The 22,205-nt window shown below is 61.8% G+C and carries 20 protein-coding genes; 7 read left to right on the top strand and 13 right to left on the bottom strand.

Translation table 11 applies throughout. The annotated features are described in order from the left end of the window. Position 1 precedes the first annotated feature (1 nt). The 4 genes from glcE to ACOYXG_RS16440 all read right to left on the bottom strand — a co-directional run bounded on the left by glcE (position 2) and on the right by ACOYXG_RS16440 (position 5,125). The gene (gene glcE / locus ACOYXG_RS16455) at positions 2 to 1,051 is read right to left on the bottom strand and encodes a glycolate oxidase subunit GlcE (RefSeq protein ID WP_460352839.1); all 1,050 of its coding nucleotides are present in this window, start codon (positions 1,049 to 1,051) and stop codon (positions 2 to 4) included. Beyond that, entirely contained in the window at positions 1,051 to 2,550 is a 1,500-nt protein-coding gene (gene glcD / locus ACOYXG_RS16450; RefSeq protein WP_460352837.1) for a glycolate oxidase subunit GlcD, read from the bottom strand. The genes glcE and glcD overlap by 1 nt, the downstream gene beginning before the upstream one ends. A gap of 175 nt (positions 2,551 to 2,725) precedes the next feature. Beyond that, complete coding sequence (locus ACOYXG_RS16445; RefSeq protein WP_330206986.1) at positions 2,726 to 3,652, bottom strand: alpha/beta fold hydrolase; 927 nt, start codon at positions 3,650 to 3,652, stop codon at positions 2,726 to 2,728. A 21-nt stretch (positions 3,653 to 3,673) separates the two neighbouring features. Next, positions 3,674 to 5,125 carry a flavin-containing monooxygenase gene (locus ACOYXG_RS16440; protein WP_097088797.1) on the bottom strand — a complete coding sequence of 484 codons (1,452 nt, stop codon included), beginning with the start codon at positions 5,123 to 5,125 and terminating at the stop codon, positions 3,674 to 3,676. 190 nt (positions 5,126 to 5,315) lie between these two features. Between ACOYXG_RS16440 and ACOYXG_RS16435 the strand changes: the two genes are divergently transcribed. Further along, the gene (locus ACOYXG_RS16435) at positions 5,316 to 6,389 is read left to right on the top strand and encodes a diguanylate cyclase (RefSeq protein ID WP_096796510.1); all 1,074 of its coding nucleotides are present in this window, start codon (positions 5,316 to 5,318) and stop codon (positions 6,387 to 6,389) included. Between the two features lie 126 nt (positions 6,390 to 6,515). Next, positions 6,516 to 7,751, top strand: coding sequence for a M20/M25/M40 family metallo-hydrolase (locus tag ACOYXG_RS16430; RefSeq protein ID WP_460352834.1), 1,236 nt, complete (start codon positions 6,516 to 6,518; stop codon positions 7,749 to 7,751). A 417-nt stretch (positions 7,752 to 8,168) separates the two neighbouring features. On the opposite strand, the gene ACOYXG_RS16425 is transcribed toward ACOYXG_RS16430, so the two are convergent. The 8 genes from ACOYXG_RS16425 to ACOYXG_RS16390 all read right to left on the bottom strand — a co-directional run bounded on the left by ACOYXG_RS16425 (position 8,169) and on the right by ACOYXG_RS16390 (position 16,456). Next, positions 8,169 to 9,038: an isocitrate lyase/PEP mutase family protein gene (locus ACOYXG_RS16425; protein WP_007968750.1), complete on the bottom strand. Its 870-nt coding sequence runs from the start codon at positions 9,036 to 9,038 to the stop codon at positions 8,169 to 8,171. 185 nt (positions 9,039 to 9,223) lie between these two features. Next, positions 9,224 to 10,258, bottom strand: a complete 1,035-nt coding sequence (gene astA / locus ACOYXG_RS16420; protein WP_134786762.1) for an arginine N-succinyltransferase — start codon at positions 10,256 to 10,258, stop codon at positions 9,224 to 9,226. 61 nt (positions 10,259 to 10,319) lie between these two features. Further along, positions 10,320 to 11,336, bottom strand: coding sequence for an arginine N-succinyltransferase (locus ACOYXG_RS16415; RefSeq protein ID WP_460352831.1), 1,017 nt, complete (start codon positions 11,334 to 11,336; stop codon positions 10,320 to 10,322). A 119-nt stretch (positions 11,337 to 11,455) separates the two neighbouring features. After that, positions 11,456 to 12,805 carry an APC family permease gene (locus ACOYXG_RS16410; protein WP_460352829.1) on the bottom strand — a complete coding sequence of 450 codons (1,350 nt, stop codon included), beginning with the start codon at positions 12,803 to 12,805 and terminating at the stop codon, positions 11,456 to 11,458. A gap of 85 nt (positions 12,806 to 12,890) precedes the next feature. Next, positions 12,891 to 13,643: an N-formylglutamate amidohydrolase gene (locus ACOYXG_RS16405; RefSeq protein WP_096796506.1), complete on the bottom strand. Its 753-nt coding sequence runs from the start codon at positions 13,641 to 13,643 to the stop codon at positions 12,891 to 12,893. After that, positions 13,627 to 14,958 (bottom strand): type I glutamate--ammonia ligase, encoded by a 1,332-nt coding sequence (locus tag ACOYXG_RS16400; RefSeq protein WP_097088808.1) that lies wholly within the window; start codon positions 14,956 to 14,958, stop codon positions 13,627 to 13,629. The genes ACOYXG_RS16405 and ACOYXG_RS16400 overlap by 17 nt, the downstream gene beginning before the upstream one ends. Next, the gene (locus ACOYXG_RS16395; RefSeq protein ID WP_027611640.1) at positions 14,955 to 15,599 is read right to left on the bottom strand and encodes a cysteine hydrolase family protein; all 645 of its coding nucleotides are present in this window, start codon (positions 15,597 to 15,599) and stop codon (positions 14,955 to 14,957) included. The genes ACOYXG_RS16400 and ACOYXG_RS16395 overlap by 4 nt, the downstream gene beginning before the upstream one ends. A gap of 2 nt (positions 15,600 to 15,601) precedes the next feature. Further along, positions 15,602 to 16,456: a MurR/RpiR family transcriptional regulator gene (locus ACOYXG_RS16390; protein ID WP_027611641.1), complete on the bottom strand. Its 855-nt coding sequence runs from the start codon at positions 16,454 to 16,456 to the stop codon at positions 15,602 to 15,604. A 448-nt stretch (positions 16,457 to 16,904) separates the two neighbouring features. On the opposite strand from ACOYXG_RS16390, the gene ACOYXG_RS16385 reads away from it, so the two are divergent. Then, on the top strand, positions 16,905 to 17,363 hold the full coding sequence (locus ACOYXG_RS16385; protein WP_460352825.1) for a histidine phosphatase family protein: 459 nt from the start codon (positions 16,905 to 16,907) through the stop codon (positions 17,361 to 17,363). Next, entirely contained in the window at positions 17,363 to 18,118 is a 756-nt protein-coding gene (cobF, locus tag ACOYXG_RS16380) for a precorrin-6A synthase (deacetylating) (RefSeq protein ID WP_460352823.1), read from the top strand. Before ACOYXG_RS16385 ends, cobF begins: the two co-directional genes overlap by 1 nt. Positions 18,119 to 18,225: 107 nt before the next feature. Here the strand turns inward: cobF and ftrA are convergent, their stop codons facing one another. After that, on the bottom strand, positions 18,226 to 19,200 hold the full coding sequence (gene ftrA, locus ACOYXG_RS16375) for a transcriptional regulator FtrA (protein WP_460352821.1): 975 nt from the start codon (positions 19,198 to 19,200) through the stop codon (positions 18,226 to 18,228). 102 nt (positions 19,201 to 19,302) lie between these two features. On the opposite strand from ftrA, the gene ACOYXG_RS16370 reads away from it, so the two are divergent. The 3 genes from ACOYXG_RS16370 to ACOYXG_RS16360 all read left to right on the top strand — a co-directional run bounded on the left by ACOYXG_RS16370 (position 19,303) and on the right by ACOYXG_RS16360 (position 22,068). Then, on the top strand, positions 19,303 to 19,731 hold the full coding sequence (locus ACOYXG_RS16370) for a rhodanese-like domain-containing protein (RefSeq protein WP_460352819.1): 429 nt from the start codon (positions 19,303 to 19,305) through the stop codon (positions 19,729 to 19,731). Positions 19,732 to 19,976: 245 nt separating this feature from the next. Continuing rightward, positions 19,977 to 20,756: an ABC transporter substrate-binding protein gene (locus tag ACOYXG_RS16365; RefSeq protein WP_003226194.1), complete on the top strand. Its 780-nt coding sequence runs from the start codon at positions 19,977 to 19,979 to the stop codon at positions 20,754 to 20,756. Positions 20,757 to 20,955: 199 nt separating this feature from the next. Beyond that, the gene (locus ACOYXG_RS16360) at positions 20,956 to 22,068 is read left to right on the top strand and encodes a M14 family metallopeptidase (RefSeq protein WP_460352816.1); all 1,113 of its coding nucleotides are present in this window, start codon (positions 20,956 to 20,958) and stop codon (positions 22,066 to 22,068) included. Positions 22,069 to 22,205: the final 137 nt, after the last annotated feature.

Here is a 22,205-nt window from a genome sequence, read left to right as displayed (position 1 = left end):
GCTAGAACTCCGCGTACATCCGGCCGGGGTTGAATAGCCCTTGCGGGTCGAGTTGCGCCTTGAGTTGCCGGTGATAACGCATGAGCGTCGGGGCTAGCGGCTGGAACGGTGTGTCGCTGGCACCATGGGTAAAGCTGGTGGCGTGGCCGCCGAGTTCCTGGGCGAGGATTTGAATGTGTTGGTGATCGGATTTCAGCCAGCGTTGCGCGCCGGCCCAGTCGAGCAACTGCTGGCCGGGCAAGTCCTGCGGCCCGAGATTGTTCGGCAGTGACAGGCGCCACAGCGGCAGACCTTCGTCGAAAAAGCTCAGGCGTTGCTCGTTCAGGTCGCGCCAGAACGTTGAATCCAGCGGCTCGCCGCCGAGCCGTTGATGCGCGGCGGTGACCGAGCCTTCGCCGCCCTCAAGGCGCAGATACAGGCTTTGCCCATCATGGCAGGCGCCGCTGATCGGCAACGGTTGCTGGCCCCACTCGGCAAGCCGCGCCAGCGCCCGCGCGCAATCGATATCGAGGCGAATGCTTAGACACTGGCGCGGTTTCGGCAGGACTTTCAGCGAGACTTCGGTGAGCACCCCGAGACAACCAAAACTGCCGGTCAACAGGCGTGAGAGGTCGTAGCCGGCAACGTTTTTCATCACCTCGCCACCGAAGCGCAAGTGCTCACCGAGGCCAGTGATGACCCGGGTGCCGAGGACAAAATCGCGCACCGAACCTGACCATGGCCGCCGTGGCCCGGACAGTCCGCTGGCGATCATCCCGCCCACCGTGGCGCTGTCGCCGAAGGCCGGCGGCTCGCAGGGCAACATCTGCCCGGCCGCGTCGAGCGCCGCGAGCAGCTCGCGCAACGGCGTACCGGCGCGCACGCTGACTACCAGTTCCGTCGGTTCATAGCGCACGATGCCGCGATGTGCGCGGACGTCGAGCACTTCACCGGCCACTTCGCGGCCGAGAAACGCCTTGCTGTTGCCGCCCTGAATCTTCAGCGGCGTGGCGTTGGCCCGGGCCTGGTTGACCTGATCGAGCAGCGCGCTGCTGGCGTCGAAATCAGCCATCAGAAGCGCTCCAGTTCGGGGAATGGCAGTTGTCCGGCATGAATGTGCATCGCACCGAATTCGGCGCAGCGATGCAGAGTCGGGATGTTCTTGCCGGGGTTGAGCAGGCCTTGCGGGTCGAACGCGGCTTTGACCGCGTGGAACAGGCTCAGCTCAGCGCTGTTGAACTGCGCGCACATCTGATTGATTTTCTCGCGGCCGACCCCGTGTTCACCGGTGATGCTGCCGCCAACCTGCACGCACAGTTCGAGAATCTTCCCGCCCAGCGCTTCGGCGCGATGCAGTTCGCCGGGCTGGTTGGCGTCGAACAGAATCAGCGGGTGCATGTTGCCGTCGCCGGCATGAAACACGTTGGCCACGCGCAAGCCGTATTCGGCGCCGAGGCGGGCGATGCCTTGCAACACGCCGGGCAACTCGCGGCGCGGGATGGTGCCGTCCATGCAGTAGTAGTCCGGCGACAAGCGGCCGATCGCCGGAAAGGCGTTTTTGCGCCCGGCCCAGAAGCGCACGCGCTCGGCTTCATCGCGGGCCTGCCGCACTTCGCTGGCGCCGGCCTCGAGCATGATCTCGCGCACCCGCAGGCAATCGTCGTGGACATCGGCTTCGACGCCATCGAGTTCGCACAACAGAATCGCCTCGGCATCAACCGGGTAACCGGCGTGGATGAAATCTTCGGCGGCGCGGATCGCCAGGTTGTCCATCATCTCCAGGCCGCCGGGAATGATCCCCGCGGCAATGATGTCGGCCACGGCGCGGCCAGCCTTTTCCACCGAGTCGAAACTGGCCAGCAAGACCTTGGCGACCTGCGGTTTGGGCAGCAATTTGACCGTAACTTCGGTGATGATTCCCAGCAATCCTTCGGAGCCGGTAAACAGCGCCAGCAAATCGAAACCCGGCGCATCGAGGGCGTCGCTGCCCAGCGTCAGACGTTCGCCCTCGATGCTCAGCACTTCGATTTTCAGCAGGTTGTGCACGGTCAGGCCGTACTTGAGGCAATGCACGCCACCGGCGTTTTCCGCGACGTTGCCGCCGATCGAGCAGGCAATCTGCGACGACGGATCCGGCGCGTAATACAGACCGAACGGCGCGGCCGCCTGGGAAATCGCCAGATTGCGCACTCCGGGTTGAACCCGTGCGGTACGGGCCGCCGGGTCGATGTGCAGGATGTTGTTGAAGCGCGCCATGACCAGCAACAGACCTTTTTCCAGCGGCAGCGCACCGCCCGACAACCCGGTGCCGGCACCCCGGGCCACCACCGGCACGTTGTGTTGATGGCAGAGCTTGAGCAGGGTCTGCACCTGATCGAGTCGCCGGGGCAGGGCGACCAGCATCGGCGTGGTGCGATAGGCCGAGAGGCCGTCGCATTCGTAAGGCTTGAGTTCGTCTTCACGCCAGAGCAGGTCGAGATCCGGGAGGGCGCGCTGCAGGGTTTTCAGCAACTCGGCCTTGTTCACCTCCGGTAGCGGGCCATCGAGGCGTTCGTCGTAGAGAATGTTCATTTCGACCCCATCGGCGGACGTGATTACCTGTGGTGAGGGGATTTATCCCCGATGGGCTGCGCAGCAGCCCCAACCCAGAGAATGCGGTGTGTCTGATTCAGCTTGGTGCTGGAGTTGGGGCTGCTCTGCAGCCAGTCGGGGATGAATCCCCTCACCACAAGGATAGTGTTGGGTTTCATCGCTGGTTTCCCAGAAACTCCCGATACAACCGCGCGGTATTCCCCGGTTGTTCGACCATCGGCATGTGCCCGACGCCATCCCACACTTCGACCCGCAGATTGGCGATGCCCTTGCTCCACACCGGCACGCTGCTGACGTCGATCAAGCGGTCCTTGCGCCCCCACAGCAGTAGCGCCGGGCATTTGATCTCGGCCAGTTTCGGCTCCATGGGTGGGCTGGCGCGAAAGTCGCGGAAGATCTCTTCCAGTTCATCACGCTGGCGTTCGTATCGCTGGGCGATGGCGTCCAGCACCAGCCCGGGCACCCACGGCGGCGAGGCCATGGTCATCGCATAAAACTGGCGGAACTCTTCCCGGGAGTTGATCAGGAACGGGTTATGCCCACGGGCGAGGTGGCGCTCCATGTCGCTGGCCTGCGGTGCAGTGACGCCGGCCGGGTCGATCAGCGCCACCGAGGCGATCCGCTCCGGGTAAGTTGCTGCCAGCCATGCCGCGATGTAGCCACCCATCGAGTTGCCGATCACGTGGACTTTCTCCACGCCGCACACGTCCAGCAGCTGGATCATGCGCTTGGCCTGCAGCGCAATGTCGTAGCCGCCACCGGCCTTGAACCCGGTTTCCCCATGACCGGCGATGTCCGGAATGATCACCCGGTACTGGCGGACAAAATGCCTGGCGAAGCGCAGCCACAGATTCTTCTCGGCGCTGTAGCCGTGCAGCATCAGGATCGCGCTGGCTGCTTCATAGGGACCACCCTGCCAGGTCGAGACGGTCATTTCGGCAATCGGCACCTCGATTTTGTGCAACTTGTACAACTTGGCCTCGAGCGCCGTGCTGAGGTCGTACAACCAATGCCCGACCGCCGGGTAACTCAACCAGCTCCAGGCCACGAAAACCGCGAGAGCGACAAACAGCACAAGCATCGACGTCTTCCTTTTACGTGTTCAGGACAGAATGTGGTCAGCCGGTTTCAGCGTCCGGGTCAACCGGTAGTAGCTGAAACTGAAGCCCGGAAATATCGCGATCACATGACCGCTCTTGCTCTGATACCAACTGTGACAGCCGCCGGACTTCCACACCGTGCGTTCCATCTCACGGTGGATCATTGCAGTGTAGGTACGTTCCGCTGCGGGGCGCACTTCGATGCTGCGCAGGCCTTTTGACTGCAGCGTGTGGATGCAGTCGAGGATGTAGTTCATCTGCGCTTCGATGATGAACAGCGCCGAGGTATGCCCGATGCCGGTGTTGGGCCCGGTGACGATAAACAGGTTGGGAAAGTCCGGCAGGCTGGTGCCCAGGTAGGCGCGCGGGTACTGCGCCCAGACGTCCTTGAGTTGCACGCCGTGCCTGCCGGTCACCGGATAGGAGACCACACCGTCGGTGGCGTCGTAGCCGGTCGACCAGATAATCAGATCGACATCGATGTGCTGGCCGTCGGTGGTGGTGATGCCGGTTTCGTCGATTTCGGCGATGCCTTGTTCGCGGCTGTGCAGCGTGACGTTGGGCCGGGTCAGCGCCGGGTAATAGGTGCTGGAAAGCAGGACGCGCTTGCAGCCGATAGTGAAGTCCGGAGTGAGTTTTGCGCGTAGAACCGGGTCCGGCACCTGCTGTTTGAGAAAGCGCAGGGCCTGACGCTGGACCAGATGAATCGCCGGTTTCGAATATTTGAAGGCGATGACCCGGGTTTCGAATTGCCAGTAGAGCAACCAGCGCAGCAGCTTGTAGGCCGGTTTCACCCCCAGCAACCAGCGCTGGAAAGGCCCGAACCTGCGATCGGCGCGCGGCAGCACCCAATGTGGCGTGCGCTGGAACACGTGCAATCGCTCGACTTCTGGAGCAATCGCCGGAATCACCTGCGCAGCACTGGCGCCGCTGCCGACGATGGCCACGCGTTTACCGCGGTAGTCGTAGCTGTGATCCCAATTGTTGGTATGAAAAGTCTTGCCCTGAAAGCGATCCAGGCCGGGGAAGGGTGGGATCACCGGTTGGCTCAACGGGCCGGAGGCGTTGATCACGAACTGAGCGTAGAAAATCCCCTTGCTGGTATGCACCGCCCAGCGCTGTTCGGCGTCGTCCCATTCGATGCGTTCGACGTTGGTTTGCAGCTCCACGCGCTCGCGCAGGCCAAAGCGCTCGATGACGTGTTCGGTGTATTGGTGCAGTTCAGCCTGGGCGGCGAACATCTGCGTCCAGCGGTACGGCGCGAAGGACAGCGAATACAGCGGCGACGGCACATCCACCGCCGCGCCGGGGTAGGTGTTCTGGCACCAAGTGCCGCCGAGGAAGTCGCGTCTTTCCAGCAGGCGAAAATCGTCGATACCGGCCTTGAGCAAATTGACGGCCGCACATTGGCCGCCAAATCCGCTGCCGATGATCAACACTCGGTAGGTCTGCATGGGCCTCCTTCTTATAGTCGTTTTTCCGTTTTCGTCCTTTCAGGTATAGCTAAAAATTTGCCCTGTGCGCGACGGCGATGGCGCGGTATTCAGCGGCTGGCCGGTGATAGCTATTTAACGGCTGCCTGTTAGACTTCCAGCACATCCGTCTGACGGTGTGCGCAGGTTCCGTTGAGTGGTCGAGGCCCTTATGCGAAACAAGGGGGGAAAGGGACTTTCATTGGCCAGGAGGCTTTATACATCGCGAACCCTCGGGCTGGTGCTGGGGCTGTTGTGCGTGAGCGCGGCGATGTACCCGCTAGACCCGCCGCTGTGGGTCTGGGCGTTGATGCTGTTCAATGGCCTGCTCTGGCCGCACCTGGCGTTTCAATGGGCCCGTCGTGCCAGCGTTCCTTACCATGCGGAACACCGCAATCTGTTGGTTGATGCCTTTATGGGCGGCTTCTGGGTCGCCGCCATGCAGTTCAATCCGCTGCCCAGTGCCACCACCATTTCGATGATGGCGATGAATAACGTCGCCATCGGCGGATTACGTTTTCTCGCCGCAGGCCTGGCGGCGCAGATCCTCGGTATCGGCGTCGGCCTGGTGGTTTTCGCCCCGGCGTTCATCCCGCAAACCTCGCCTCTGCAGCTTTATGCCTGCCTGCCGTTGCTGATGCTGTACCCGCTGGCGCTGGGCTGGATCTGCTTTCGCCAGGCCTACACGCTGGGCCTGCACAAGCGTGAGCTACTGGCCCTGAGTCGCACCGACAGCCTCACCGGACTGCTCAATCACGGCGCGTGGAAGGATCAACTGGAAATCGCCTTTCAACGTTGCCGCCGGCAGCAGCAGGGCGCAGCGATCGCGTTGATCGACATCGATCACTTCAAGGCGATCAACGACACCTACGGGCATGTGGCGGGTGACATCGTGCTGCGCCAGTTGAGCAAAATGCTCAAGCAGAACCTGCGCGCTGCGGACGTCGCCGGGCGCTATGGCGGCGACGAGTTTTGCGTGATCCTGCCTGACCTGCCGCTGTTCAATGCCGCGCAGGCCATGGAAGCCTTGCGCGAGCGTTTCGCCACCCTGGGTTACGAGCAGAACCCGGCGCTCAAGGTCAGTCTGAGCATTGGTCTGGCGGCTTACGAACCGGCACACGGCGACGCGACCCGTTGGCTCAATGATGCGGATCAGGCGCTGTACGAGGCCAAGGCGAGCGGGCGCAATCGGGTGATCTGCAACAGTGATGATCTGCCGAAGCAGGAACTGCTCGATTCGGTCTGACGGCCCAGCACAATTTCCTCCTACAGGTGTTCGGTGTCGGCCGCAGAGATGTCGCATCCGGTATAGAGCCTTGCGTCGATGTCAGGTACGGTTCAATTCCCCCCGACGCGAAACAAGGATCGATTCATGACGTTCTCATTTTCCCGCTCGCTGCTGGCCGCCAGCCTCGGCCTGTCCCTCGTCCTCAGCTCCGCCAGCGCCTTCGCCGAACCGCACAAGCAAGTGCTGGCGGATGCCGAGCAGTATCAGCCCGAAGCCCTGAAACTGCTGGAACGGCTGGTCAACATCGACTCCGGTTCCGGTTATGAACCGGGCCTGAAACAAGTCAGCGAGATCGCCATCGATGAGCTGAAGAAGCTCGGCGCCACCATCGAGCTGGTACCCAATACCCCGGAAAAATCCAACCACGTGCTGGCGACCTTCAAGGGCACCGGCAAGGCAAAAATCCTCTTGATGGCGCACATGGACACGGTGTTCAAGGAAGGCTCCGCCGCCGAGCGCCCGTTCCGCATCAAGGACGGCCGCGCCTACGGGCCGGGGGTGATGGACGACAAGGGCGGCATCGTCGCCGGGATCTACGCGCTGAAGATTCTGAAGGACCTCGACTTCAAGGATTACGCGCAAATCACCTTTTTGCTCGACGCCAGCGAGGAAACCGGTTCCGACGTCGCCACCGACCTGATCAAAAAAACCGCCAAGGCTCATGACGTGACCCTCAACCTCGAACCGGGGCGTCCGGCCGATGGTCTGGTGGTGTGGCGCAAAGGCAGCGCGACGGCGCTGGTCGAGGTCAAAGGCAAGGCGGCGCACGCCGGAGTCGCGCCGGAACTGGGGCGGAACGCGGCGATGGAAGCGGCGCACCAGATTCTGCAACTGGGCAAACTCGGCGACGAAGCGAAGAAAACCACCATCAACTTCACCGTGCTCGAGGCCGGTGATCGCACCAACGTGATCCCGGATCACGCCACCGCCAAGGCTGACGTGCGTGCGGCGGTGCCGGAAGAGTTCGACCGGATCGAGAAAGACCTGGCGCGAGTGTCGCAGGACAAGCTGATCGCTGAAACCGAAGTCACCACCAGCCTCAAACGCGGACTGCCACCGATGCCGCAAACGGCGGAGTCGGATCGCTTGATGGCCATGGCCCAAGGAATTTACGGCGAGATCGGCCGCAAGCTGACCGAGGAGGGCAGTGGTGGGGCGGCGGATGCCAGCCTGTCCGCCGGGGTGGGTACGCCGACGTTGGACGGTTTCGGAATTGTCGGCGGCAATATCCATACGCCTGAGGAATACGCCGAAGTGGCGAGCGTGGCGCCGCGGATTTATCTGTTGTCGCGGATGATCATGGAACTGGCCAAGCGCTGACTTCCTCGGATTGGCGGTGCTGCAACTGACGCCTTCGCGAGCAAGCCCGCTCCCACAATGGATCTGTGCCGAACACCAATGCTGTGTTCACTGAAGATCCACTGTGGGAGCGAGCTTGCTCGCGAAGGCGGCGGGTCAGGCTAGATGGGTGTTGAATGTGCCGACGTCATCGCGAGCAGGCTCACTCCTACATGGGATCTGTGTTCAACACCCATGCTGTGTTCACTGAAGATCCACTGTGGGAGCGGGCTTGCTCGCGAAGGCGGGGGGTCAGGCTAAATGGGTGTTGAATGTGCCGACGTCATCGCGTGCAGGCTCACTCCTACATGGGATCTGTGTTCACCACCCATGCTGTGTTCACTGAAAATCCACTGTGGGAGCGGGCTTGCTCGCGAAGGGGCCAGACCTGACGGAAGCTTATTCCTTGACGCTCATGTATTCCTTCGCCCACAGAATGTAATCCTCAGGCTGGGTATAGGTGTGCGTCAGCTCGGTGGCGCTCAGGTCCGAGGCCTGGGTGAAGATCTGGCGTTGTTCGCGCAGGCTGTCGTAGGTCGCCTTGATCGCGGCGAAGTAGGCGCCGTGGCCGTCGATGGTCACGCGCACCCCGAGTTCGGCCAGGCGCTTGTCGTCGCGCAGCGCCGGGTTGCCGTAGGTCACCAGCATCAGCGGGACCGTCAGGTGTTCGGCGATTTGCTCGAGCTGATCGAAGTCCTGCACCCCGACCATGCAGATGCCGTCGGCACCGGCGGCCTGATACTGCTTGGTGCGGCTGATGATTTCCTGATTCGGCAGAATGCCGGCATTGGTGCGGGCGATGATTGCCATTTCCGAATCGACCCGGGCTTCCAGCGCCGCGCGGATCTTGCCGACGCCTTCGGCGACCGAGATCAGGTCGGTGGACTTACGGCCGAATTGCGCCGGCAGCAGGGTGTCTTCGATGGTCAGGGCGGCGACGCCGGCGCGTTCCAGTTCGACGATGGTGCGCATCACGTTGAGGGCGTTGCCGTAACCGTGGTCGGCGTCGGCGATCACTGGCAATTGGGCGACGCGGCCGATGCGGGTGGCCTGTTCGGCGAATTCGCTGAGGGTGATCAGGGCAAAGTCGGGGGCGCCCAGCACCTGCAACGAGGCCACGGAGCCGCCGAGGATCCCCACCTCAAAACCCAGGTCTGCGGCAATGCGCGCGGACATCGGGTCGAACACCGAGGCGGTGTGGTAGCAGGTGTCGGAAGCCAGCAATTGACGGAAGTTACGGCGCAAATCTTGATGGGAAAGCCTGGTCATACGAGTTCCACCAATACAAAGGAATGGAACGGCTTGAGCAAAGGTGTCAACGCCGAAGAATGAAAAGGCTATCACGCGAATGGGTCAAGGTTCATGACGAATTTGCGAGTGAGGCGTTGATGAAGGATCCAGCGGCTGAAAGGTTTCATCGGCAGTCAGCGGATTTTCACTGGCTAAACCGCAGATCAGGCCGCTACCGCCTGTTGCTGTTGCCTGGGCAGCAGCACGGCGCGCACCGAATTGCCCGGTTGCAGTTGCAGGCGCTTGGCGGTGAGGCGATCGACCACCAGGGTATTGCCGACCAGACGACCGGGGGCCACGGTGATGCGGCAGTTCTCCAGGCGCCGGTTGTGGATCAGCCACAACGGTGCCTGATCGTCCGGCGTGCCGAGACTCAGGGTCAGCGCCAGGCTGTCGCGCACGGTACGAATGTTGCCGATCGGTGCTTCGATCACCGGGCCACCGTCGAAGATGTCGATGTAGCCCTTATGCACAAATCCTTCTTCGCGCAGGATCTTCAGCGCGGGCTCGGTATTGGGATGCGCCTGGCCGATGGCCGCCTGTGCCTGTTCGGTGAGCATGCAGGTGTACAACGGCTGGCGCGGCATCAGTTCGGCGATGAACGACTTGTTGCCCAGACCCGACAAGTGGTCAGCATGGCTGAAGTCCATCTGGAAGAAATGCCGGCCCAGACTGTCCCAGAACGGCGAGCAACCGAGTTCATCGGCACTGCCGCGCAGTTCGGCGATCATCTTCTCGCCAAACAGTTGCGGAAACTCGGCCACGAACAGCAGCCGCCCGAGCGACAGCAGCCGTCCATTGTTGCCATGGCGTTGCTCATGCTGAAGGAACAGCGAACACAGTTCCGACTGGCCGGTCAGCTCGTTATTGAGAAACAGCGTGGGGATCTGCCGCGAAATGCCCAGATCCGGTGCCGAACTCACGGTCAGGCCGACTCGGTAGTTGTACCACGGCTCGCGCAAGCCTACCGCGCCGGTCAGGGCGCTGACGCCGATCACCCGCAGGTCGTCATCTTCAAGCACGAACAGATAATCGGCGTCGGCCCGTTCCACTTGTCCGGAAAACGCGCGCTGGGCCCAACGCACCCGGTGGGCGAGGCGATCCTCATTGGCCGGGAGGGTGGTGAACCCCGGGCCGGCCTGTTGCACCAGGGTCATCAGTGCTGGCAGGTCGCTGACTTTGACCGGACGGACGATCATGCGGTAACTCCTTGTACGCGCCTGTTCGGGCACTGTCGTTGGGTGTGCAGCCGGTGGCGGTTCACAGGGCTATCACCCTGATCGTGCTGCCATCGGTGACCTTCAGTGCGGCACACAGATCCGGCGTCAGCGACAACGGTTGCTCAGGCTGGTAATCCAGTTCGGCGACGATGGCCCGGAAACCTTGCAGCGCGTCGTTACTCAGCAGGTAATGGCCACGCGTGTCGATCGGCGCTTGCTGGCGCACGCTGGCGGTCTGGCTGCGGGCGATCGAACGGATGTTTGCGGTGCGCGCATACAGGGTTGGGCCCGCATCGAACAGATCGATGTAGCTGTTGGTTTCAAAGCCTTCGCGTTCGAGGATGTCGAACGCTTCCTGACCGTCCGGGTGAATCCGGCCGATGCATTCCTGTGCTGCCGGGGGCAGCATCGGTACGTAAATCGGGTATTGCGGCATCAGTTCGGCGAGAAACGTGCGGCTTTGCAGGCCGCACAGGCGCTCGGCCTCGACGTAGGGCAGGTCGAAGAAGTGTTTGCCCAGTGCGTCCCAGAACGGCGAATGACCGTTCTCATCGCTATAGCCGACGATCTCGGTGATCACCGCATCGGCAAAGCGTTGTGCGTGAGCGGCGATGAACAGCAGCCGTGCCCGCGACAGCAATTCGGAAAAGGCGCTGCGCACCAGTGCGTTGTCGATGTGAAACCCGCGCAATAGCGTGTGTCCGCTGAGGTCGTGACACAGTGACAACGCCGGCACCCCGTGCTCGATGTTCAGTTCCCGCGAAGCACTGGTGAAGTGGCGATTGCGCAAGCTGTAGAACGGTTCGTTGAAACCGGCCGTGGCGAGGATCTCCGAGCAACCGACCAGCCGTTGAGTGTCGAGGTCTTCCAGCACGAAGAAGTAGTTCTCCGGGCCTTGCGCCTGAATGTCGTTGTCGAACGAGGCACAGGAGCCGGCGATTTTTTCGCGCAGGCGTTCGACGTCGTCAGGCAGCGACGTGACGCCGACCAGGCTGTCGCGGGCCAGCTGCTGCAATTGCGGCAGGTCGGTTGTCTCGACTGGGCGTAAGACCAGCATGGATGCACTCCTGTATCAAAGGGTCCGGTGATCCCCACCGAACCTGACTATCACTGTCGGTTGCCACGCTTTAAAGCGGCGGTCGCCTGATTTGATGTCAGACGCCGCTCTTTTTCTTGTCAGCCATTGCTCGGGTCAGGCAGCGCTGTGCTGGCGCCGAGCTTGTTCAGGAAGAACAGGTACACCAGACCCAGCGCAATCCAGATCAGGCCGAGTTTCTGCGCATCGACGCCCATGTTGTACATGATGGCGGCGACGATGATGAAGCCGATCACCGGGCAGATCAGATGGCGTACGACCTGACCGGACTTCTGCCGACGCCAGTAGTAGTTGATCACTGTCAGGTGCAGCAGCATGAAACCGCTGAGGGCACCGAAGTTGACCAGCGAGGTCAGGGTGTCGACCGAATTGATGAACAGGTAGCAGATCACCAGCGACAGCACCGCCACCAGATAAATGCTCAGGTACGGGGTGTTGTGCTTCGGGTGCACCTTGGCCAGGACTTTTGGCAACCTGCCATCGCGGGCCATGCCGAACAGCAGGCGCGACACTGCCGCTTGCGAGGTGATCGCTACTGCGACACCCCAGGCCAGCGCGGTCGCCACCCCGGTCAGGGTGGCCAGCCAGCTGCCAGCGGCGATTTCGGCGATTTCATAGAACGCGGTGTCGGCGGACTTGAAGCCCATGCCGGCGGCCAGATCGGTGGCGATCCAGGTCTGTACGACGAAAATCACGCCCATCACCACCAGCGTGATCAACGCTGCGCGGCCGACGCTGCGGCCCGGATCGCCTTTGATTTCTTCGGCGAGGGTCGAGATCGCATCGAAGCCAAGGAACGACAGCACGGCAATCGACACCGCTTGCATCAGCAGGGCGAAATTGAACGTTTCCGGGTGATACAGCGGCGCCAGGGTCAGCTCGCCGTTGCCGCCACCGTTGTGCAAAGCGTTCCAGGCATAGAACAGGAAAATCCCCAACACCACCAGCTGTGCCAGCAGGAAGATGATGTTCATCCGTGCGGTGAAGGTGATGCCGCGCAGGTTGACGAATGTCGCGCTGACCAGAAACGCCAGAATGAAGCCGACCTTCGGAATGTCCGGGTACAGATGGTTCAGGGCCATCGCCGCGTAGACGTACAGCAGCGGTGGAATCAGCAGGTAGTCGAGCAGCATCAGCCAGCCGGCGATGAAACCGACGTGTTGATTGAGGCCGCGTTGTGCGTAGGAATACACCGAACCGGCGATCGGAAACGCCTTGGCCATGCTGCCGTAGCTCAGCGCGGTGAACAGCATCGCGACCATGCCGATGATGTAGGCCAGCGGCACCATTCCGGGCGCCTCGGCATTCACGTAGCCATACACGCCGAAGGGGGCGATGGGGATCATGAAGATCATCCCGTACACCACCAGGTCGGTCAGTGTCAGGCTACGTTTCAACTCCTGTTTGTAGCCGAACTCTTCTATTTCCATGAAGCGCAACTCCTTGTCAGCCTATCCAGCGTTTTAGTTGTTATGTCGATCCATCGTTACAGCGTCAGCAGTCTTGCAGCATTCTTTACAGCAGCGGCGCCAGGCGCTCGGCCCACAACGATACCGCTTCGGGGCTGCGCAGCAGGTCGTTGCGCACCTCGATCAACACCGATTCCAGCCCCCGGGCATCGCCGTGCACTGGCACGGTCATGTCGCCCAGCGGATCAACCCGGTACGGCTGGTTGCCCGCGACGTTCAACGGGTGCTGGCCGAGGCCATCGATCACCCGTTGCGCATAGGCGCCGGCCTGACCGAACAGCACGCCGACTTCCAGTGAGCGCGGCTGGCCGTAATACACCGGGGTAAAACTGTGAATCCCCACTACCCGTACTGCTTGGCCTTGTGCAACGCGCTGGTCGATCAGGGTCTGCAGCCGGGCGTGAAACGGTTTGAACAGGGTCTGGCGCCGGTATTCGCGCGTGGCTTCGTCCAGCTCGCGGTTACCCGGCACCTGATAAATCTCGCTCTGCCCCGGAATGCTGTCGGGGGCATGCCGGGGCCGATTGAGGTCGATCAGCAGCCGTGAATAGTTGGCGCTCAACAGTGTCGCGCCGAGTGTCTCCGAGAGCTTTTCGGCCAGTTGCAGTGCGCCGATGTCCCAGGCGATGTGTTCGCGCGCGGCGGCATCGTCCAGGCCCAGATTGTTCAGGGCCTCGGGGATGTAGCGGCTGGCGTGCTCGCACACCAGAATCAACGGATGCGATGAATCTTCGCGGCTCAGGTTGTAGACCGGGCGGGTGTACAACCCCAGCTCGGCGGATTCAGTACAGGCGTGCATAGTGCTCACACAGGTCAGCGGGCGAGAGCTGTTCCGTCAGCGCCAGTTCCTCGGTTTTAAGGGCGTGGTAAGTGTCGAGCAGCGGCTTGGGCAGCCATTGATTGAAGGCTGCACTGTCACGCAGGCAATCCAGCGCCTGGGCCAGCGAGGCGGGCAGGGCCACAATGCCCCGGGCCTTGCGTTGCTCGTCGTTGAGTGAATCGGGAATTTCATCGGTGATCGCGTTTAGCGCCAGACGCTGTTCAATGCCCAGCCGTCCGGCGATCAGCAGCGCGGCCATTGCCAGATGCGGCGAGGCGGTGGCGTCCATCGCGCGGAATTCGAGGTTGTACTGCGCCGCCACGGATTTGCCGCCCAGGCTCACGGTCGGGCAGATGCGCAGCGCCGCTTCACGGTTCTGCTGCCCCAGACACGCATAGGACGCGCTCCAGTGGTGCGGCTGCAAACGCTCGTACGACACCGGTGTCGGCGCGGTGAACGCACACAGCGCCGGCAAATAATGCAGGATCCCGGCGGCCCAATGCTGGCCGAGGGTCGACAGACCGTTGCTGGTGCCGGCGTCGTAGAGCAGCGGCAGACCTTGCAGGTCGAGCAGACTGACGTGCAGGTGCACGCCGTTGCACACCGCGTCGGCCTTGATTTTCGGCGCGAAGCTGACGTCGACACCCATTTGTCGGGCGATTTCGCGGGTGATCTCGCGCACGTTGACCGCACGATCCGCCGCCGCCACCCCGAGGGTCGGCCGGCAGGTGATTTCGTATTGGTGCTTGCCGTATTCGGGCAGGAACATTTCCGGCTCGACACCGCCGGCGCGCAACGCGCTGAGCAGCCAGCCGCCGAACTCGGCCCCCTGCCGCTGGGCTTCAAGGGAAAACGCCAGATGCTCGGCAAAACCGGCATGCAGGTTGAATTCGTGTTCGAACGCCGCGTTGACCTGCAAACCGAGGTCGTCGCGATAGCGCTCGATTTCATCGCGCAACAACGTGCGCGGGCAAGCGCTCCACGGCCGGCCATCGGTCTCGCGGATGTCGCCATGGATGAAGTCCAGCGCCGGTGCTGCGGCGTCCGGGCCATTACCGACCGTCACGCGACTGGCCAGATCGGGAATCAACCGCAAATCACCATAAGCGCCCCATGGGTTGGTCGAGGCGATGATGTCCTGAGGCGTCAGTGCGCTGTTGGCTGGCACCCAGCCGCACCCGGCCGCTTGATAATGTTCCAGCTGATCGGTGGGAAACGAGCGGCCACGGGTGATGCCGATCAGGTCGGTGGTGACGATGGTGGTCATCGGCAACGGCGTCAGGCGCTCGCTCATGGACGCATCTCCTGCAAGCGGCCGAGCACGGTTTGTGTGTCAGTGATCCAGCAGTAACCCTTGATCGCGTTGAGGCAGGCGTCATGCCGCGCCGGGGTGTAGGTGGCGCAGGCGTCTTCGACCAGCGTCACCAGATAGCCACGGTCGGCGGCATCGCGCACGGCCATGTCGACGCACTGGTCGGTGACGATGCCGGCAATGATCAGGTGGCGGGTTTCGAGGTTGCGCAGTACGTAATCGATGTTGGTCGAGTTGAACACCCCGGACGAGGTTTTCGGCAACACGATTTCGTTTTCCACCGGGGTCAGGTCGTCGATGATCCGCGCCTGGGTGCTGCCCTTGGGCAAGTGCATGTCCGACAGTTTGTGATCCAGCGAGCGGTCGCGACCGTCGGCGGTCAGGCTTTCGATAATCGTGTGCAGCACATTCTGCCGCGCTTCGCGAAAGGCACTGAGCAAGCGGCGCTGGTTGGGCACCACCTGCATGTGCGCGCGGGTCAGGAAATACTCGGCATCCGGGCCGTTCAGGTGCGGGTCGAACTGCGGTTCGAGCCAGGCACGCTGCATGTCCACCAGCAACAGAGCGGTGTGACCGGTGACGAACGGCAAATCCCGCGGCGAGCGGTGGGGAAGACTGAACATCCTTATTTATCCTCCAGCAGATGGGTGTTGAAGTCGTTGCGCAGGGCGTCGATGCCTTCCAGGCGATCGGCCAGATCGGGGCTGCGCAGGGTCAGGCAGGCAATCAGCGCCTCGACCTGGGCCAGCGCCGGCACCATGGTGTCGAACGGCGAGGCCGATTCCACCGGAGCACTGATGATCAGGTCAGCCAGTTCACGCAGTGGCGAGGCATAGATGTCGGTGAACAGCACCACCCGCGCGTTGTTGTTCTTCGCCGCCGAGGCCACCCGCAGGGCCTGGGACTGGTAGCGCCGATAGTCGAACAGCAGCACCACGTCCTGGCGTTGCAGATCGAATAGGCGGTCGGGCAGTTGCGCGTTGTCCTCCAGGGCAAAGCAGCCGGGCCGCAGCAAGCGCAGGTGGTTGAGCAGGTAGTTGGCCATCAGGCTGCTGAAGCGCCCGCCGAAGCAGTAGATCTGGTGCCGGGTATCGAGCAGCCAGTCGAGCAGAATGCGCACGTCTTCGGGTTGCGTCAGAACCTGGGTTTCCACCAGCAGGCGTTGGCTGTCAGCCAGATAATGGCCCCAGGCATCGTCCTTGTTCAGGTGCGAACGCGGCTGCAACAGGGTGCGCGGCGAACGCAGACGGTGATCCATGTCGCTGAGCAGGGCGTCCTGAAACTCGGCGTAACCGCCGAATCCGAGCTTCTTCACCAGCCGCACGATGGTCGGATCGCTGACGCCGGCGTGCTCGGCCAGACGCGCCATCGGACCCAGGCCGTTGCGTGGATACTGGTCGAGCAGGGCGCGAATCACTTTGCGCTCCGACGGCGTCAGTTCCAGGCCGGGGTCGGTGATCAAGTCTCTCAGAGGGGGCATCCGGGCTCCTGCTGGATGAAGGGGGGGGGGTGTTGAATTCGTTTCACAATCCGTTAAAACAGTATTTATGTAACTCAGGTTACATGTCTAGTGAATTTTTAGCGTTGGCGATTCGACGTTTAAATAAGCTCACAACCCTGAGTAACAAGGGCTACACCTGAGTCTGTGCCTCTTGTAGTCCATTGCCTCCAGGCGTGTCAGACATTGCCGCTTTTTCTACTTCAGAGTACTGGGCTGGAGGTTCACGAGATCCCCTGAAGCGACCGTGTTACGGCACAATTGCCACAAGACCGGCGATTTGCCGCCGATTCAGCTGATGTTCATCGAGTGAAACCCTGTGCAGTCCACCCGTTTGACTTTGATTTGCCACGCGCGAACCGTCGCACAGAAATTGTCGCGCTTTCCTACGAACGAGCCTGTTGAAAATTCGCCATTCGCGATTGGCGCGTTGGCCGCGAAGTTCAGCGGTGCCAGCCGTTTGTTGTGCGGGCCGGAATTGCGTACGCGCCAGACCGCCGAATGGTTCGGTGCGCCGCCGCAGGTGGACGAAGCGCTGCGCGATTGCGATTTGGGGCGCTGGCACGGGCAAGCGATCAAGGATCTGCAAGTGCGCGAGGCCGAGGCCTTGCAGGCGTGGATCCATGATCCGCAGGCGGCACCGCATGGTGGCGAGTCGGTAATGCAGTTGAGCGAACGCGTGGCGGCATGGCTGACCAGTCTGCAAGGCGTATCGGGGCACATCGTCGCCGTCACCCATCCGTTTGTGGTGCGTGCGGCACTGATGCAGGTGTTACAGGGCGCGGCGTTCAACGCCATTGATGTTGAACCGTTGTCCATGGTTGAACTGCGGTTCAACGGCATCTGGCGGCTACGCTTGCCGGGTATCGATCTTGCGGGAGCACTGTAATGAAACGACTGCTGGTCATTGGCATCGGCGCCGGAAATCCCGACTACATCACGATGCAGGCGGTAAAGGCGCTGAATCAGGTCGACGTGTTCTTTCTGATGGACAAAGGCCCGAGCAAGGACAAACTGATCGATCTGCGGCGCGACATCTGTGCGCGCTACATCACCGACCCTGGGTATCGCTTCGTCGAATCCCACAGCCCCGAGCGCGCGCGCGGCGACGTGGACTACACCCGCGCGGTCGATGATCTGAACCGTGCCAAGCAGGAAACCTTTGAACGGCTGATCAATGAAGAATTGGCCGACAACGAATGCGGCAGTTTCCTCGTGTGGGGCGACCCGGCGTTGTACGACAGCACGATTCGTATCCTGCAGGCGATTCGGGTGTCAGGCCGCTGTGCTTTCGAGTTTGAAGTGATCCCTGGGATAACCAGCGTTCAGGCGTTGGCGGCGCAGCATAAAGTGCCGTTGAACAGCATTGGCCGGTCAGTCGAAATCACCACGGGCCGGCGTCTGGCGGCGGGGCAGGTGAGTGACACGGACAGCCTGGTGGTGATGCTCGATGCCGAGGACTCTTACCACAGCGTGGCGGATCAGCAGACCGAGATTTACTGGGGCGCTTACCTCGGCACGCCGGATGAGATTCTGATCAGCGGCAAGCTCAAGGATGTTGCGGATCAAATCGAGCGCACGCGCAAAGCGGCGCGGGCCGAGCATGGGTGGATCATGGATACCTATCTGTTGCGCAAGCCCTAGATTATGTCTGTCTGGGCTGGCCTCTTCGCGAGCAGGCTCGCTCCTACAGGGGGACCCATTTCAAATGTGGGAGCGAGCCTGCTCGCGAAGGGGTCATCACAGCCACCTCAGGATATCGCTTTGACCCCACGCCCAAACCGCTCCCGATACACCGACGGCGGCACCCCGACCACGCTGCGAAACGCCACGCGAAAACTTTCCACCGAGCGATAACCGCAGCGCAGGGCAATCTGCTCGGTGTTGTGCACGCTGCTCTCCAGTAATTCCCGCGCCCGGGCCAGTCGCTCGTGTTGCAGCCACGCTTTGGGCGATTGTCCGCTGGCTTCGGTGAAATGGCGCAAAAAGGTGCGCTCGCTCATCGCCGCTTCGCTGGCCAGATCGCGCACTTCCAGCGGTTGGTGCAAGCGCTCGCGGGCCCACTGCATCACCCGCGACAAGTCGTTGCGCGGCGTCGCGCTGACCGGCGTCGGGATGAACTGTGCCTGACCGCCAGTGCGTTGCGGCGACATCACCAGACGCCGGGCCACTGAATTGGCGACCTGGGTGCCGAAGTCCCGTGCCAGCAGATGCAGGCAGGCGTCGATCCCGGCGGCACTGCCCGCCGAGGTGATCAACTGGCCGGAGTCGACGTAAAGCACACCCGGATCGACCGCAATCGCCGGAAAGCGTCGCGCCAGTTCTTCGGTGTAGCGCCAGTGGGTGGTCGCACCGTGGCCGTCGAGCAAGCCACTGGCGGCCAGCACAAACACCCCTGAGCAAATTGACAGCAACCGCGCACCCTGGGCGTGGGCCTGTCGCAAGGCGCCGATCAGCGCCGGCGGCACCGGGGCCTCGCGGTCGCGCCAACCGGGAATGATGATGGTGCGCGCCTGCGCCAGCAGCTCCAGGCCGCCGTCGGCCAATACGTGAATCCCGCCCATGGCGCGCATCGGCCCTTGATCGACGGCGACGATGCAGTGCTCGTACCACGGGAAATCGAATTCCGGCCGGGGCAGGCCGAAAATCTCCACGGCAATGCCGAACTCGAAGGTACAGAGGCCATCGTAGGCCAGAATCGCAACCAATCCAGGTGAGTCAGGCATTTGGCGGAAAATTCCCGGTGAGTGTCTTGCGCGCCACTGTAGCGCCAAGCGCTGGCCCGATAAAGTCTGCTCACACCCCAACAGATGAAGGAGCCACACAACATGACCAGCCTGGTTCGCAACATTCCTGCTGCACCGTCGGCCATTGCCCTGATGCATTTCAGCAACCGTCTGACGTTTGAAACCGATTGTTCTGACGTGTACAGCAGCCAGGAGGCCGGTGAAGTCGATTTTGTCCTGGTCGATGTGCGCGGTCCTCTGGCGTTCGAGCGCGGTCACGTGCCGGGCGCGATCAACATTCCGACCCGCTTGCTGACCGCCGAAGGCCTGGCGGAGTATTCGACGAGCACGTTGTTCGTGGTCTATTGCGCCGGCCCGCACTGCAACGGCGCCAACAAGGCTGCGGTGAAACTGGCGGCGTTGGGTTACCCGGTCAAGGAGATGATTGGCGGCGTGACCGGCTGGCTGGATGAGGGTTTTTCGCTGAGTGTCGAACAGCCTGCCCGAGTTGTCATTGCCTGCGAATGCTGACAGTTTTTTCAGCCATTTCCTGAGCAGAATCGGAGTTTGTCCTACAGCCTTTGCACCATGTCGGCGCACTGTTGATCCCGGTCAACGCGTGCGCCGATTTTCTGTAAGTATTTGTCGCCTAAACACAATTTGCCCTGTGCGCCCCGCCATAGACTGCCGGCCACGTCGGTTTTTGCTGCTCAATGGCCATGACCGAACGCCAATCGAAAGCTGCCAATAAAAGCCTCCGCACACAGGAGTAATAAATGAAGAAGCTAGTGATGTTCGGTGCCCTGGCACTGTCGATGTTGTCCCTGACCGCAGTGGCCGAAGACGCCAAACCGATTCGTCTGGGGATCGAAGCCGCTTACCCGCCATTCTCGATGAAAACCGCTGATGGCAAACTCACCGGGTTCGACGTCGATATCGGCGATGCCCTGTGCAAACAGATGGATGTCAAATGCGTGTGGGTCGAGCAGGAATTCGACGGCCTGATCCCGGCACTCAAAGTGAAGAAGATCGACGCAATCCTGTCCTCGATGACCATTACGGATGACCGCAAGAAAAACGTCGATTTCACCATCAAGTACTACCACACCCCGGCGCGCTTCGTGATGAAGGAAGGCTCCGGTGTCAAAGACCCGCTGACCGAGCTCAAGGGCAAGAAAGTCGGCGTGCTGCGCGCCAGTACCCACGACCGCTACGCCACCGACATGGCCAAGGACGCCGGGTTTGAAGTGGTACGCTACGGCTCGCAACAGGAAGCCAACCTCGACATGAAATCCGGTCGTCTCGACGCGATGCTCGCCGACTCGGTCAACCTCAGCGACGGTTTCCTGAAGACCGACGCCGGCAAAGGCTTCGAATTCGTCGGCCCGACCTACGAAGACGCCAAGTACTTCGGCGGCGGCGCGGGCATCGCGGTGCGCAAGGGCGATACCGAGCTGGCCGAGAAATTCAACAAGGCCATCACCGAAATCCGCGCCAATGGCGAGTACAAGAAAGTCCAGGACAAGTACTTCGACTTTGACGTGTACGGCCATTAATACGCTGTAGAAAAAAGTGGTCCCGTTTGCGCGGTGGCCACTTTTTTTGTGCTCTGATTCATAGGAGAACCCTGTAGGAGTGAGCCTGCTCGCGATAGCGGTTTAACATTCAGCCGCTTTAGTGCCTGACACACCGCTATCGCGAGCAGGCTCACTCCTACAGGGGATCTGCGTGATCCAGCCATTCAGGAGTTTTCCCATGCAACGCATCGACCATGTCCTGCCCTGGAGCCATCTGGGCAGCGAACGTTCCCTCAGCGTCTTCCGTTACGGCGCGGGCAGCCGCAAGGTGTACATCCAGGCCAGCCTGCACGCCGACGAACTGCCGGGGATGCGCACCGCGTGGGAACTCAAGCAACGCCTCAACGCGCTGGAACAGCAGGGTCGTCTGCAAGGCGTGATCGAGCTGGTGCCGGTGGCCAACCCGATTGGCCTCGACCAGCATCTGCAAGGCAGCCACATGGGGCGCTTCGAGTTGGGCAGCGGGAAGAATTTCAACCGCGCGTTTGTTGAACTCAGTGCGCCGGTGGCGGCGCGCATCGGCGAGCAACTGGGCAGCGACGCCGAGGCCAACATCGCGCTGATCCGCCAGACCATGGGCCAGGTGCTCGATGAGTTGCCAGCCCCGGCCTCGCAACTGGAAGCGCTGCACCGCTTGCTGCTGCGCCATGCCTGCGACGCCGACATCACCCTCGATCTGCATTGCGATTTCGACGCGGCGATTCACATTTACGCATTGCCGCAACACTGGCCGCGCTGGCAATCGCTGGCGGCGCGACTGAAGGCCGGCGTGGCCTTGTTGTGCGAAGACTCCGGTGGCAGTTCGTTCGATGAATCGTGCTCATCGCCGTGGCTGCGTCTGGCGCGAGCGTTTCCGAGTGCGGCGATTCCCCCGGCGAACCTCGCCACCACCCTTGAACTGGGCAGCATGGGCGACACGCGGGTCGATCAGGCGCAGGCCAATTGTGAAGCGATTCTCGGCTTTCTCGCCGAGCAGGGCTTCATCAGCGGCGAATGGCCGGCGGCGCCGAGCGAATGCTGCGAAGGCATGCCGTTCGAAGGCACCGAATACCTGTTCGCGCCGCACCATGGCGTGGTCAGTTTCCTGCGCAATGCCGGGGAGTGGGTCGAGCAGGGCGATGCGCTGTTCGAGGTGGTGGATCCGTTGAACGACCGCCTCACCACCGTCCGCGCCGGCACCAGTGGCGTGCTGTTTGCGATTGATCGCGGGCGTTATACCCAGCCGGGGATCTGGCAGGCCAAGGTGGCGGGGCGTGAGCCGATTCGGGAGGGCAAGCTGATAAACGACTGACAGATTTCCTTGGATTTTCCGGCCTCATCGCGAGCAGGCTCACTCCTACATTTGGAATGCGTTTTCCCTGTAGGAGCGAGCCTGCTCGCGATAGCGGTCTCGCCAGCACCACAATCTTCAGAGAGTGTTAGGCTCAC

The organism is Pseudomonas sp. G3-39 (genome assembly GCF_054790485.1).
This window is presented reverse-complemented; position numbering and strand designations above follow the sequence as displayed.

Excerpts from the sequence above, each read along its gene's own strand:
- ACOYXG_RS16415 (WP_460352831.1), bottom strand. The coding sequence starts at position 11,336 with ATGCTGGTCTTACGCCCAGTCGAGACAACCGACCTGCCGCAATTGCAG.
- ACOYXG_RS16410 (WP_460352829.1), bottom strand. The coding sequence starts at position 12,805 with ATGGAAATAGAAGAGTTCGGCTACAAACAGGAGTTGAAACGTAGCCTG.
- ACOYXG_RS16440 (WP_097088797.1), bottom strand. The coding sequence starts at position 5,125 with ATGCAGACCTACCGAGTGTTGATCATCGGCAGCGGATTTGGCGGCCAA.
- ACOYXG_RS16390 (WP_027611641.1), bottom strand. The coding sequence starts at position 16,456 with ATGCCCCCTCTGAGAGACTTGATCACCGACCCCGGCCTGGAACTGACG.
- ACOYXG_RS16365 (WP_003226194.1), top strand. The coding sequence starts at position 19,977 with ATGAAGAAGCTAGTGATGTTCGGTGCCCTGGCACTGTCGATGTTGTCC.
- astA (WP_134786762.1), bottom strand. The coding sequence starts at position 10,258 with ATGATCGTCCGTCCGGTCAAAGTCAGCGACCTGCCAGCACTGATGACC.
- ftrA (WP_460352821.1), bottom strand. The coding sequence starts at position 19,200 with ATGCCTGACTCACCTGGATTGGTTGCGATTCTGGCCTACGATGGCCTC.
- ACOYXG_RS16445 (WP_330206986.1), bottom strand. The coding sequence starts at position 3,652 with ATGCTTGTGCTGTTTGTCGCTCTCGCGGTTTTCGTGGCCTGGAGCTGG.
- ACOYXG_RS16370 (WP_460352819.1), top strand. The coding sequence starts at position 19,303 with ATGACCAGCCTGGTTCGCAACATTCCTGCTGCACCGTCGGCCATTGCC.
- glcD (WP_460352837.1), bottom strand. The coding sequence starts at position 2,550 with ATGAACATTCTCTACGACGAACGCCTCGATGGCCCGCTACCGGAGGTG.
- cobF (WP_460352823.1), top strand. The coding sequence starts at position 17,363 with ATGAAACGACTGCTGGTCATTGGCATCGGCGCCGGAAATCCCGACTAC.
- ACOYXG_RS16405 (WP_096796506.1), bottom strand. The coding sequence starts at position 13,643 with ATGCACGCCTGTACTGAATCCGCCGAGCTGGGGTTGTACACCCGCCCG.
- ACOYXG_RS16425 (WP_007968750.1), bottom strand. The coding sequence starts at position 9,038 with ATGACCAGGCTTTCCCATCAAGATTTGCGCCGTAACTTCCGTCAATTG.
- ACOYXG_RS16430 (WP_460352834.1), top strand. The coding sequence starts at position 6,516 with ATGACGTTCTCATTTTCCCGCTCGCTGCTGGCCGCCAGCCTCGGCCTG.
- ACOYXG_RS16360 (WP_460352816.1), top strand. The coding sequence starts at position 20,956 with ATGCAACGCATCGACCATGTCCTGCCCTGGAGCCATCTGGGCAGCGAA.
- ACOYXG_RS16400 (WP_097088808.1), bottom strand. The coding sequence starts at position 14,958 with ATGAGCGAGCGCCTGACGCCGTTGCCGATGACCACCATCGTCACCACC.
- glcE (WP_460352839.1), bottom strand. The coding sequence starts at position 1,051 with ATGGCTGATTTCGACGCCAGCAGCGCGCTGCTCGATCAGGTCAACCAG.
- ACOYXG_RS16395 (WP_027611640.1), bottom strand. The coding sequence starts at position 15,599 with ATGTTCAGTCTTCCCCACCGCTCGCCGCGGGATTTGCCGTTCGTCACC.
- ACOYXG_RS16435 (WP_096796510.1), top strand. The coding sequence starts at position 5,316 with ATGCGAAACAAGGGGGGAAAGGGACTTTCATTGGCCAGGAGGCTTTAT.